This window comes from Vibrio profundum (assembly GCF_050337555.1).
GTDB lineage: Bacteria > Pseudomonadota > Gammaproteobacteria > Enterobacterales > Vibrionaceae > Vibrio > Vibrio profundum.
Genome location: NZ_JAKJTA010000006.1, coordinates 198,249 through 210,686, shown reverse-complemented (window position 1 = coordinate 210,686; position 12,438 = coordinate 198,249). Strand labels below are relative to the sequence as shown.

General features: G+C 47.3%; 12 protein-coding genes. 6 read left to right on the top strand and 6 right to left on the bottom strand.

All coding sequences use genetic code 11. From position 1 onward, the window contains the following. Positions 1-43: 43 nt before the first annotated feature. Positions 44-496 (bottom strand): GNAT family N-acetyltransferase, encoded by a 453-nt coding sequence (locus tag L4C34_RS06975; protein WP_428788619.1) that lies wholly within the window; start codon positions 494-496, stop codon positions 44-46. A 59-nt stretch (positions 497-555) separates the two neighbouring features. Between L4C34_RS06975 and murB the strand changes: the two genes are divergently transcribed. Both murB and birA read left to right on the top strand, forming a co-directional pair. Continuing rightward, positions 556-1,602, top strand: coding sequence for a UDP-N-acetylmuramate dehydrogenase (gene murB, locus L4C34_RS06970; RefSeq protein ID WP_428788618.1), 1,047 nt, complete (start codon positions 556-558; stop codon positions 1,600-1,602). Then, positions 1,599-2,558, top strand: a complete 960-nt coding sequence (gene birA, locus L4C34_RS06965; protein WP_428788617.1) for a bifunctional biotin--[acetyl-CoA-carboxylase] ligase/biotin operon repressor BirA — start codon at positions 1,599-1,601, stop codon at positions 2,556-2,558. The genes murB and birA overlap by 4 nt, the downstream gene beginning before the upstream one ends. 36 nt (positions 2,559-2,594) lie before the next feature. Here birA and L4C34_RS06960 read toward each other — a convergent pair whose 3' ends face one another. Beyond that, complete coding sequence (locus L4C34_RS06960) at positions 2,595-2,930, bottom strand: DUF3135 domain-containing protein (protein ID WP_428788616.1); 336 nt, start codon at positions 2,928-2,930, stop codon at positions 2,595-2,597. Positions 2,931-3,413: 483 nt separating this feature from the next. On the opposite strand from L4C34_RS06960, the gene L4C34_RS06955 reads away from it, so the two are divergent. Both L4C34_RS06955 and groL read left to right on the top strand, forming a co-directional pair. After that, positions 3,414-3,704, top strand: coding sequence for a co-chaperone GroES (locus L4C34_RS06955; protein WP_428788615.1), 291 nt, complete (start codon positions 3,414-3,416; stop codon positions 3,702-3,704). Positions 3,705-3,762: 58 nt separating this feature from the next. Then, a complete protein-coding gene (groL, locus tag L4C34_RS06950) occupies positions 3,763-5,409 on the top strand; it encodes a chaperonin GroEL (protein WP_428788614.1) in 1,647 nt (548 codons plus the stop codon). Positions 5,410-5,519: 110 nt separating this feature from the next. Here groL and glpX read toward each other — a convergent pair whose 3' ends face one another. Further along, on the bottom strand, positions 5,520-6,494 hold the full coding sequence (gene glpX / locus L4C34_RS06945; RefSeq protein ID WP_428788613.1) for a class II fructose-bisphosphatase: 975 nt from the start codon (positions 6,492-6,494) through the stop codon (positions 5,520-5,522). A 264-nt stretch (positions 6,495-6,758) separates the two neighbouring features. Here glpX and zapB point away from each other — a divergent pair, with 264 nt between their 5' ends. Beyond that, positions 6,759-7,010 carry a cell division protein ZapB gene (gene zapB / locus L4C34_RS06940; RefSeq protein WP_428788612.1) on the top strand — a complete coding sequence of 84 codons (252 nt, stop codon included), beginning with the start codon at positions 6,759-6,761 and terminating at the stop codon, positions 7,008-7,010. Positions 7,011-7,097: 87 nt separating this feature from the next. Here the strand turns inward: zapB and metF are convergent, their stop codons facing one another. From metF to L4C34_RS06925, 3 genes are all read right to left on the bottom strand, one after another. Further along, the gene (gene metF / locus L4C34_RS06935) at positions 7,098-7,997 is read right to left on the bottom strand and encodes a methylenetetrahydrofolate reductase (protein ID WP_428788611.1); all 900 of its coding nucleotides are present in this window, start codon (positions 7,995-7,997) and stop codon (positions 7,098-7,100) included. Between the two features lie 300 nt (positions 7,998-8,297). Next, entirely contained in the window at positions 8,298-10,712 is a 2,415-nt protein-coding gene (locus L4C34_RS06930; protein WP_428788610.1) for a bifunctional aspartate kinase/homoserine dehydrogenase II, read from the bottom strand. 12 nt (positions 10,713-10,724) lie between these two features. After that, positions 10,725-11,888 (bottom strand): O-succinylhomoserine (thiol)-lyase, encoded by a 1,164-nt coding sequence (locus L4C34_RS06925; RefSeq protein ID WP_428788609.1) that lies wholly within the window; start codon positions 11,886-11,888, stop codon positions 10,725-10,727. Between the two features lie 183 nt (positions 11,889-12,071). On the opposite strand from L4C34_RS06925, the gene metJ reads away from it, so the two are divergent. Continuing rightward, positions 12,072-12,392 (top strand): met regulon transcriptional regulator MetJ, encoded by a 321-nt coding sequence (gene metJ, locus L4C34_RS06920; RefSeq protein WP_428788608.1) that lies wholly within the window; start codon positions 12,072-12,074, stop codon positions 12,390-12,392. Positions 12,393-12,438 lie beyond the last annotated feature (46 nt).

Here is a 12,438-nt window from a genome sequence, read left to right as displayed (position 1 = left end):
TCGACTGATGCGCCACATAGTAACAAACTTGCTCGAATGAATGCTAGCAAACTGCTTGATGAGGTGAGGGTTTTGCAAGAAAGCGCATGGCAGTGAGTTGCTTGCCTGCTTGAGAATAACGTCGATACAAGCTTAGCAGGGGAGCGGGTAGTTTTTCAGGGTCAGTGGTTTTGAATTGATGCTGAGCGTAAAAACTCTCTAAATGCGAGTAAGCGAAACAAAAGTCACCGTCTTTTAGTAAGTGCGCCTGGCAGTGATTGAGTAGCTGGTGCCCGTAACCAGACTTTTGTATATAAGGCACCACTAACATTCCTGTTAACAGGCGATATGGTGCGATGGTACGCAAGCGAGCGACTGCAACTATCTCACTATCAAGATACCCGACAACAATGTCTTCATTTTTTTTTGCTTTTCCTGAAGGGTAATGCGCTTTGTATAAGCGCGAGATTAAGGGCGTCTTAATTGGGTCTAATAACTCGATTCGTAGTTTACTCATTCTCACAGCTGTTTAGTTTGAGGTAGAATAGCCGCAGTGTAGACAACAGATGTTCTCCCATGCAATCTTTCCACAATATTGATCTTAAGAATTACCATACATTTTCTGTTAGCCAGCTTTGCCAGCGGTTGGTAGAAGTGAACTCGGTAGGTGAGCTGGTGCAGCTATGCCAGAGTGAAGCGCTGCCCTTTAAACCATATTTGATGCTTGGCAAAGGTAGCAATGTGCTATTTACTGAGCCGTTTGAGGGGCTTGTTATCGCCAATAAAATTCTTGGTATTGATGTAAGTGAGCGAGCTGACCAGTGGCAGTTACACGTTGGGGCGGGAGAAGACTGGCCATCTCTGGTGCGCTGGAGCGTCGAGCAGGGGTATTCAGGGTTAGAAAACCTCGCAATGATTCCTGGCTGCGCGGGCAGTGCGCCAATCCAAAATATTGGCGCCTATGGGCTTGAGTTGCGTGAAGTTTGTGATTATGTGGATGTCTTGTGTTTAGACACTTTGCAAGTGAAGCGCATGAGCAACCAAGAGTGTCAGTTTGGTTATCGTGATTCGGTATTTAAACACGAATTGCGGCAAAAAGTGATTGTGGTGGCGATTGGCTTAAAGCTTACCAAGCACTGGCAGCCAAAGCTTAATTATGGTCCTCTGAAGAATCTGGAGAGCGAATCGATATCAGCGCAAGAGGTATTCGATTGTGTCTGTGAGACCCGCCGTAGTAAATTGCCCGACCCAAATGAAATCGGCAATGCGGGCAGCTTTTTCAAAAACCCTGTTATACCTGCCGAGGTTCTACTTGGGCTCAAAGCTCGCTTTCCACAACTGGTGTCTTATCCCACAGATGGCGGCGCTAAAGTAGCAGCAGGCTGGCTCATTGATCAATGTGGCCTTAAGGGTACGACATTGGGTGGTGCTCAAGTTCATCCGAAGCAGGCTCTAGTCATTGTCAATCGCGATAATGCTAGCGCGCAGGATATCATTCAGCTGGCTAGCCTTGTACGTCAGCGCGTCCTCGATACTTTTTCTATCGAGTTAGAACATGAAGTACGTTTTATTGCGCGTACTGGCGAAACCTCTCTGACCCAAATTTTGGATGCCAAACAATGAAAAGCTACACGATTAAACTCGCACTACTAAAAACCTTATCACAAGGCGGATTTCATTCAGGGGAAGCACTTGGTGAGCAACTGGGTATCTCGCGCGCTGCGATCAGTAAGCACGTTAAAGGTATTCAGGAGTGGGGCGTCGATATTTTTCGTGTGCAAGGCAAAGGTTATCAATTGGCTGAGCCGATGCAGTTACTGGATGAGCAAATACTGACAAGTTACATTCAAACTCCATTTGAATTACAGCCGATTATCGATTCTACCAATCAATACTTACTTGATCGAGTGGACGAGTTACCCAGTGGATACGCATGCCTTGCAGAATATCAGTCTCAAGGGCGAGGCCGACGAGGTCGACAGTGGGTGTCGCCTTTTGGCACCAACTTATACCTATCTATGTATTGGCGTTTGGATGCTGGTATGGCGGCGGCGATGGGACTGAGTTTGGTTGTCGGGGTGGCGATTGTTGAAGCGTTGGAAAAGTTGGGAGTTGTTGATGTTAAGCTCAAATGGCCTAACGATATATATTATCAAGACCGCAAGTTGGCCGGGATTTTGGTTGAAATGTCTGGTCAAGCTGGTGCGGCGGCTAATCTTATTATTGGCTTAGGGATGAATTTGAGAATGACGGCTGGGACGGAAGCTATCAGCCAGCCTTGGGCAAGTCTATCCGAAGTCTACCCACAATCTCTCGACAGAAATCGCTTAGCTAGCCAGTTGGTGCAGACACTACATAATGCGTTGTCAGACTACGAAGCCCATGGCATGGGCGAGTTTGTGCAGCGTTGGAATCGACTGGATAACTTTCTAGGCCGAAAAGTCAAACTCATCATGGGCAATAAGGAAATTGAAGGCATCTCACAAGGCATTGATGAGCAAGGCGCAGTTCTATTAGAGACTGAACAAGGTTTACAGCGCTTTATTGGCGGAGAAATCTCTTTGCGCGGCAACGAGTAAATTTTAATAGCTTATGTAGATTCCCCAACTGTTCTCCTACGTTGGATCTTGAACTGAAAATGGGACTATCTCGGCATTATGATTGCTGTGTTCTCCATCTCCTTCCAGAGCGCCTTGAAAACGAACGATTTGTGATGATAATTCCTGCATTAGAATTACATTGGTCTGGGTTGGATTTTTACATTGACTCACCACTAAATCGATATGGCTTTGCTGAGCCCAAAGCCGGTCTTGCATCACTTCTGATGCAGATAATATCATTTCTTCACACATATCCTTTTTGAGTTGACTGAAAGCTTGAGGGTTGGCTTGAGCCAATTCGACCATTTCGTCGAACGGGGGTAAGGTCTGATTGATTATAAGTACAGCCATAGTCGCCCTTCCTGTTGAGGCTATTATTAATTGACTCACTAGTAAGTGTAACCAAGGAAAGCAAAGCTTGGAGCGCGTCGAAATGAGATTCTCAACAATGAGACTTTATGGTGCGAGGTTTAGAGTGGAGTGACTGGGTTGGTGGATCGCCGTTGTCCGTTGATAATATGGCGATTGGTTGTAATGGTTTGCAGTATTCAATCGACCGTTGTCATTTCCCTCTCGTTTCGAGTGATTTTAGTTCGGGTTGGTGAGTTTAAATAAAGTGTAGAAGAGCTAGGAATAGCTCTTAACTAGTGGCGTTTTCTTCATCGAACAGCGATATAAGCAATATTTCGTCGCATTGGTCACAAAAATTTCCCGTTATCCCCTTGGGAAAAAAAAATCATCCCCAACATATCTTCTATAAGCCGCAGTATCAGGTGACTGCTTGATACTGGAGCATTTAATCAAACTACATAAAGTTTTCAGGAGAGATGACCAATGAACATTCGTCCATTACACGATCGTGTTATTGTTGAGCGCCAAGACCTTGAATCAAAGTCAGCTGGTGGCATTGTTCTTACAGGTTCTGCTGCAGAAAAATCGACTCGCGGTACCATTCTAGCTGTCGGTAAAGGCCGTGTGCTAGACAATGGTGAAGTGCAACAACTAGACGTAAAAGTTGGCGATACAGTGATTTTTTCTGAAGGTTATGCGACAAAAACAGAAAAAATCGATGGCAAAGAAGTTTTGATTATGTCTGAAAATGACATCATGGCGATCGTTGAGTAATTTTTGCTCTGATTCAAAAACTATAGCTTAAAACCGAATTAGGAAAAGGAAATAAAAGATGGCTGCTAAAGACGTTAAATTTGGTAATGACGCACGAGTTAAAATGCTAGAAGGTGTAAACGTTCTGGCTGACGCAGTAAAAGTAACGCTAGGTCCTAAAGGCCGTAACGTAGTACTAGACAAATCATTTGGCGCTCCAACTATCACCAAAGATGGTGTTTCTGTTGCACGTGAAATCGAACTTGAAGACAAGTTCCAAAACATGGGCGCGCAAATGGTTAAAGAAGTTGCCTCGCAAGCGAACGACGCGGCGGGTGACGGTACAACAACTGCAACGGTATTGGCTCAGTCTATCATTACTGAAGGCCTTAAAGCGGTTGCGGCTGGCATGAACCCAATGGATCTTAAACGTGGTATCGACAAAGCTGTCGTTGCTGCAGTTGAAGAGCTTAAAGTGCTTTCTGTTCCTTGTGCTGACAACAAAGCGATTGCGCAAGTTGGTACTATTTCAGCGAACGCTGATGAAACTGTTGGTCGCATCATCGCTGAAGCAATGGAAAAAGTAGGCCGTGATGGTGTTATCACTGTTGAAGAAGGTCAAGCACTACAAGACGAGCTTGATGTCGTTGAAGGTATGCAGTTTGACCGTGGTTACCTATCTCCATACTTCGTTAACAACCAAGAAGCGGGCAGCGTTGATCTAGAAAACCCATTCATTCTTCTGATTGATAAGAAAGTTTCAAATATCCGTGAACTTCTTCCAACTCTAGAAGCAGTAGCGAAGGCATCTCGCCCTCTTCTTATCATCGCTGAAGATGTGGAAGGCGAAGCTCTAGCGACACTTGTTGTGAACAACATGCGCGGCATCGTGAAGGTTGCGGCAGTGAAAGCACCAGGTTTCGGCGACCGTCGCAAGTCTATGCTACAAGACATCGCAGTTCTTACTGCTGGTACAGTGATTTCTGAAGAAATTGGTCTTGAGCTAGAGAAAGTAACACTTGAAGACCTAGGTCAAGCTAAGCGCGTTAATATCACTAAAGAAAACACTACAATCATCGACGGTGTTGGTGAAGAAGCGATGATTCAAGGTCGCGTAGCACAAATTCGTCAACAAGCAGAAGATGCGACGTCTGACTACGACAAAGAAAAACTGCAAGAGCGTGTAGCTAAACTGGCTGGCGGTGTTGCGGTAATCAAAGTTGGCGCAGCGACTGAAGTTGAAATGAAAGAGAAGAAAGACCGCGTAGAAGACGCACTGCACGCAACTCGCGCAGCCGTTGAAGAAGGCGTGGTTGCGGGTGGTGGTGTTGCACTAATCCGCGCAGCTTCTAAACTGACAGAACTTGAAGGTGACAACGAAGAACAAAGCGTTGGTATCCGTGTTGCTCTGCGTGCGATGGAATCTCCGCTTCGCCAAATCACAAGCAACGCTGGTGATGAAGAGTCAGTGGTTGCAAACAACGTTCGTGCTGGCGAAGGTAGCTACGGTTACAACGCAGCAACGGGCGAATATGGCGACATGCTAGAGATGGGTATCCTAGACCCAACTAAAGTAACGCGCTCTGCACTTCAGTTTGCTGCATCTGTTGCTGGTCTTATGATCACGACTGAAGCGATGGTGACTGACCTACCACAAAAAGATGCTCCTGCAATGCCAGATATGGGCGGCATGGGTGGTATGGGCGGCATGGGCGGCATGATGTAATCATCCCCCTACGACTGTTGTCATAAGAAAAAACGGAGGCTTTTGCCTCCGTTTTTGCATCTTGTAACAGAGAGGATTCTCTTTACACGTGAAAGCTGAAGAACTTAGTTTTATTCTACTGGGTGTGTTGAATGAATACGGTGGATACTGCCGTCGTGGCCGCAGACGACCAAAGACTCGGTGCTGACAGTAGTTCCCTGCTTGCGAACGCCTTGCACCAAATCACCTTGAGTGATCCCCGTTGCGGAAAAGATGACGTTATCACTGCTGGCCATTTGGTCGAGTTGGAGTACAGTTTCTGCCGTTACGCCCATTTCGGTGCAGCGTAATAACTCTTGTTCGCCGTGTTGTTGATTGGCCGGAGTATCTTCTTTTACTTTGTGGCGAGGCAGTAAACGCGCGTGCATGTCACCGCCTAGAGCGCGGATCACCGCGGCAGAAATGACCCCTTCCGGTGCACCGCCAATCCCATACATCACATCGACTTCCGAATCGTCCATGCAGGTCAGTACCGACGCTGCGACATCCCCATCTGGAATGGCAAAGACGCGAATGCCCATTTTGTGCATGCTTTTGATGATCGTATCGTGACGCGGTTTGGCTAGAATAGTTACGGTAAGCTGACTCAGAGGCTTGCCTAGTGCGTTGGCAATGTTGATAAGGTTATCTTCTAGCGCTAGGTTTAAATCGATGTAGCCCTTTGCTTTTGGCCCAACAACCAACTTTTCCATATACATATCGGGCGCCTTTAAAAAGCTGCCTTGTTCACCTGCGGCGAGTACCGTAATGGCATTTTCTTGGCCCATGGCGGTCATACGTGTGCCTTCTATCGGGTCAACCGCAATATCAACGGCATCGCCGCCCAACCCTACTTTTTCACCAATGTAGAGCATAGGAGCGTCGTCAATTTCGCCTTCACCAATCACCACTTCTCCAGTGATTTTGGTGTCATTGAGGATATCTCGCATCGCTTCCACTGCCGCGCCATCAGCGATGTTTTTGTCGCCTCTGCCTAACCATTGATAACCGGCTAAGGCTGCTCCCTCTGTGACACGAGCAAAGGCCATTGCTAAATCTCGGTTCATTTGTACTCCAATATCCATCAATAAAAATTGGCCAAATAATAACATAGATTGGTTTCAGGCTTGATTTGAGCGTGAGGGAAGAGCAAAGAAGATTCATCGTCTTTAAAAACGAATGGTATTTGAATGCTTATCCCAGATAGATTTGTGCTTTTTTGAGCAAATGGCTGAAAATTCGAAGATAGCAGGTGTTTCTCTATCACTTGCTGAGTAGAATGAGGCAATATAGGAATATAATCTCAAACGATTAATACAAGGTAGGCCAATATGTCTTTTGAAGTACTTGAACAACTAGAAGCAAAAATTCAAACCGCAGTCGACACCATTGCACTTTTACAAATGGAAGTAGAAGAGCTAAAAGGGCAAAAAGACCAATTAGAAACAGAAGCGTTTGAGTTAAAAGAAAGCCGTGAAGAATTGGAAAGAAGAAGTCAGCAAATGCAGCAAGAGCATACAGCGTGGCAAGATCGCATCCGCAATTTGCTAGGCAAAATGGAAGAAGTGGAAGAAGCTCAATAAGTCCGTTGCTTTTCTGTGGTTCATAGACGAATCGAAAGAAAACAATCGAGCTAAAAAAACGCCAGTTATCACTGGCGTTTTTTGTTGTTAGCTCACTGACTCTTGAGGGCGAATTCCTAATGTGTGGCAAAGTGCGAACGTCATTTCTGCGCGGTTTAGCGTATAGAAATGGAAGTCTTTGACACCTTCTCGACTGAGCACTCTGACCATATCAATCGCTTGGCTTGCCCCGACCAATTGGCGAGTCACAGGGTCGTCATCTAGCCCTTCAAACTGTTGTGCCATCCAGCCCGGTACCTTGACATTATTTTGCTTAGCAAAGCGCGAGGCTTGGTTGAAGTTGGAAACAGGCAAAATACCGGGAATGATTTCCGCTTCAATTCCTGCCGCGACACACCGGTCACGAAATCGTAAGTAAGATTCCACATCGAAGAAAAACTGGGTAATGGCACGGTTGGCTCCAGCTTCTACTTTACGCTTTAAGTTGATCAGGTCAGCTTGCGCGCTTTTGGCCTCTGGGTGGACTTCTGGAAATGCGGCCACGGAAATATCAAAGTCGTGTTTGGCTTTGAGCAATTCAACCAGATCTGAGGCGTACATATCAGGCTTACCCCCTTCGGCGGGAATGTCGCCACGCAGCGCGACAATGTTTTTGATGCCGTTGTGCCAGTAATCGTCGGCAATAGCCTCTAACTCGGTGCGGCTCGCGTCGATGCAGGTGAGGTGAGGGGCAGCGACTAATCCCGTCTGCTGCTTGATATCTTTGATGATGGAATGGGTGCGGTCGCGCTCGCCCGAATTGGCGCCGTAGGTCACGGACACAAAAGACGGTTGCAGCGCTTTGAGGCGATGCACTGAGTTCCATAGCGTCTGTTCCATTTTCTCGCTACTGGGTGGAAAGAACTCAAACGATACCTTAATGTCGTCTGACAGCTCAGCAATATTCTGATTTAGCGCATCGATGTGACTCGCGTGTGTGTATCCCATTTGACTCTCCCTGTATTCGCCACCCGTCAACTAAATCATTTAGCCGTCTAGGTGTCTATAGAATGAATTGAATACAATTGCCTGTCAATCATGCAAACATGAAATTTATTCATGATTATAGTGAGAGAATTTGGCTGCCGGGTAGTGTCGGGGTAGAAAAGGGTGCTATGGCGCTAAAGATTGGTAGCCCTCGTGATGTGCTCACGTGGGCTGCCAAGTATTGATAAGTCCTAGGTATGGCTGAGAATCGGTATCGTAACTTACTTGAGCGATCAATCGAGGTTTAGCGAACAGTCGAGATTAAGCGATCAGTCGAGCTAGCCGATTGAGATCAGACTGTACGGCGCCTGCTGTTACATCTTTGCCTGCGCCGGGGCCTCGGATCACCAAGGGGTTGTCTTTATACCATTGGCTTTCAATGGCAAAGATGTTGTCGCACGGGAGTAAGTTAGCCAACGCGTGCTCAGGGTAGATGGCTTCTAAACCCACCGACGCTTTCCCTTGTTTATCTAAGCGCGCAATATAGCGCAGCACCTTACCATCTTGTTGCGCTGCGTCTAGTTTGCGTGCCATTTCGGCGCTCAGCGTATCACCGTGTTCAAGAAAATCGTCCACAGATAATATGCTCAAGGCTTCTGGCACTAGAGAATCTACGCGAACTTGCTCAGGCTCTAGCGGTAGGCCTGCTTCACGTGCAAGGATGACCAGTTTACGCATCACATCCGAGCCGTCTAAATCGTTGCGCGGGTCGGGTTCCGTCAAGCCTTGTTGCCACGCTAGTTCAAGTAGTTCGGCAAACGGTACGCTGCCATCATATTGCTGGAACAGCCATGACAAAGTACCGGAAAAAATACCAGACAGAGCGGTGATGTGATCGCCGCTTTGGGTTAAATCGCGCACGGTATGATTGATGGGGAGCCCAGCTCCGACAGTCGCATTGTACAGCCAGTGACGGTTAATTTTTTCAAAGGCGTGTTGGGTTTGGTAATAGTCTTGGCTGCTGGCTGATCCCGCGATTTTATTGGCAGAAATCAGATGCAAGCCTTGCTCTGCAATAGCGCTATATTGGCTCGCCAGCTCGGAGCTAGCAGTTAAATCTAAGACGACTGCATCGTCATAATCTTGAAGGGCACCTAGTTGAGGTATCCATTGCGCGCCTTCATAAGGAGAAGAAGCCGCGTCAAATTTGATTAACGCTTGGTTCGCATCAATACCTGACGCGTCATACCAGTATCGTTGGCTGGCAATAACGGCCACTAACTCGACACTGATGCCATGACGTTTCTCTAGGTGACTTTTTTGCTGAGAGAACAGAGATAGCCAGTTGGAACCAATGTTACCTTTGCCGCAAAGCGCAATGGCGAGTCGCTTTCTGGCTTGAAATAAGCGTCGGTGCAGAGATTCAACCAGTGTGGTATCGACGCTTCCTTTAAAGACTGCGATTAGGCTCAAGCCCGCTTGCCCGTGGCTGATAAATTCGAGCGATGGTTCCGCACAATGTTGCTTAAATAAATGGCAGTGGCTTGGGTTGTTGGTGACGCCTGCGCCAACCGCCGCGACTATCGAATAACCGTGTTTTTTTTCAACTCGACAGTTAGGTAACAGGTTTTGCAATAGTAGGATTACGTCGTCGACCACTTCTTGCGTAAAAGCGAGTTGCAGCTGCGTTTGTTCAGGCTGTATGCGATAGCAAATAGGAGTCAGCTGGGCGGATTCCAACGTCTGTGAGATCAGCGCATCTTGCTGACTTACATCTTGTTCTTTCGAGAATGTCACTTGGATTAATAATACATCGTCGAGAGAGGTGACGATTTTGGCGCCGCGACCAGAGGCCAGTACGCGCTCTATATGCGTTGAGCCAGATTCAGGCTGGTGGCTAGAGCGCAGGTGCAATTGAATATTACTTTGTGCCACAGGCTGTAAAGTACGGCTATGCAGCACAGGAGCGGCTAGACGTGCTAATTCACTGGCTTCGTCAAGGCGCAATAGCGGCAGTAGGCAGCTGTCGCTGACTAAGCGAGGATCTGCGCTATAGACGCCTGCTACATCACTCCAAATAGTGACTCGTGTTACTTTCGCTAGCGCGCCAATTATGGTGGCAGAGTAGTCTGAACCATTGCGACCTAGCAATACGGTTTGCCCTTCGCGGTCTTGTGCCATAAATCCAGTAATGACCAGTCGTTTTCTTGGGTGCTGAGTTAACAAGGTTTGTAATAATGGAGCAGAGCTCTCGTGGTCAACTTCGGGTAAAGGGCTTGGCTGCGCGCGTAAGAAGCTTCTAGAATCTTGGCTTCTGGCACTCAGCCCATGTTGAGATAATAATACCGCTAGCAAGCGCGATGACCAAATTTCACCATGACCTAAAATAGCGGCGCGTTGGGTTGAACTCACCGGGGCGTTGATTTGCCCTAAGGTGGCAATTTCGTCTTCTAACTGCGCCAATAGTTGAGCTTGTTCTTCTCCATGCAATAATTGTTGCAGCAGTTCACGCTGGAAATATTTCAGTGCTTGTAAGGTCTCGTGGGCAACACGACCATCTTTTTCCAATGCTTGCACGAATTCGATCAGCTGGTTGGTTGTCTTACCCGCCGCGGAGACAACGACGAGATCGCTATCATTAGAGTATTGTTCCAGAATGCGTACAACGCGCAGATAGCACTCGGCGTCAGCAAGGCTGCTGCCACCAAATTTATGTAATTGACGAGAGATTGCCATTTTGGTGGATTCCTAAAGTGTGGTTACGCGGTGAAATGCTTGCTGCAAATCGTTAATGAGATCGCCTGCGTCCTCGAGTCCGACGGATAAGCGCAGTAGTTGCTGCGTGACGCCAGCTTCAGCGAGCGCTTCTTCTCCCATCGCTCTATGCGTCATGGACGCCGGGTGGCAGATCAAACTCTCTACGCCGCCGAGTGATTCGGCTAGTGAAAAGAGCTGGAGCGCACCAACAAACTGTTTAAGCTTTTGTTGCGATCCCGCAAATTCGAAGCTCAACATCGAGCCAAAGCCCGTTTGTTGTTTCAGAGCAATATCATGGCCGGGGTGAGTCGGTAGGCTAGGGTGATAAATGGTACTCACTAATGGTTGCTGTTGCAGGTAGGCTAAGATTTTTTTGGCACTTTCTTCGTGAAGCTTCATGCGTGCGCCAAGGGTGCGAATGCCGCGCAGTGTCATGTAACTATCAAAGGGGGTACCAGTGGCACCAATGCAATTACCCCACCATGCAAGCTGTTCAGCGTGTTCAGCTTGTTTGCTTATTACGACCCCCCCAATCACATCGGAGTGACCATTGATAAATTTGGTCGTGGAATGAATCACAAAATCTGCACCAAGCGTGAGCGGCTGCTGATAAACCGGAGTCAAAAAGGTATTATCGACAGCGACAAGCGTCCCAACGGATTTAGCTAATTGGCATACTTGTTCAATATCCACCACACGCACTAAAGGATTGGAGGGAGTTTCAATGAGCAGCAGCTTCGGCTGCCTTGCGATTGCTTGCTGCAAGGCTTCTGAGTCGGACTGGTCAATAAACAGTACCTCGAAGTCACCTTTTTGCGATCGAGAGTTAAGCAGTCGATAGGTGCCCCCATAACAGTCATGCGGGGCGACAACCAGATCGCCAGCCGCCAAGAAAGATGATAGCCATAGGTTTATCGCCGAAGTGCCGCAGTTGGTCACGACCGCCCCTTGACCGACTTCCAGTTCGTATAGAGCTTGTTCCAATAGCCCACGATTTGGGTTACCTGAGCGAGTGTAATCGTATTGCGGCACGTCACCAAACTCGGGGAAACTAAAGTTGGTCGAAAGGTAAATCGGCGGAACAACGGCGTGATGTTGGGTGTCAGATTCGATGCCAGTTCGAACGGCGATAGTGGCCGGTTTTCTGCTGCTCATAATTAGTTTCCTTCCTGCTCATGAATCGGTGGGCTGTGGCTTGCTCAAGCTGATTGAGATACTTTACTGCTCAAAATTGTAGACGTCAACAAGTCTAGATGGCTAAATGTCTTTGCTTATAGCCTTAAATCCCGCTAAAATTCAGCACTAGATTGACGTTAAAACTAATTTTGAAGGTGCGCAATGGCAGACTGGAACGGCGAATACATTAGCCCATATGCTGAACATGGAAAGAAAAGTGAGCAGGTAAAGAAAATCACGGTATCTATCCCTTTGAAAGTATTGAAGGTGTTAACAGATGAGCGTACTCGTCGCCAAATAAATAATCTGCGCCATGCCACTAATAGTGAGCTTTTATGCGAAGCTTTTCTGCATGCGTACACCGGTCAACCACTGCCGACTGATGAAGATATGCGTAAAGATCGTCCAGATGATATTCCCGCGGAAGCAAAAGCATTGATGACAGAAATGGGTATTGAGTTTGAATCTTACGATAGCGAGTAAGGTTTGAGCTTAAAAATATAAAAAAAACGCTGAGATGAACTCAGCG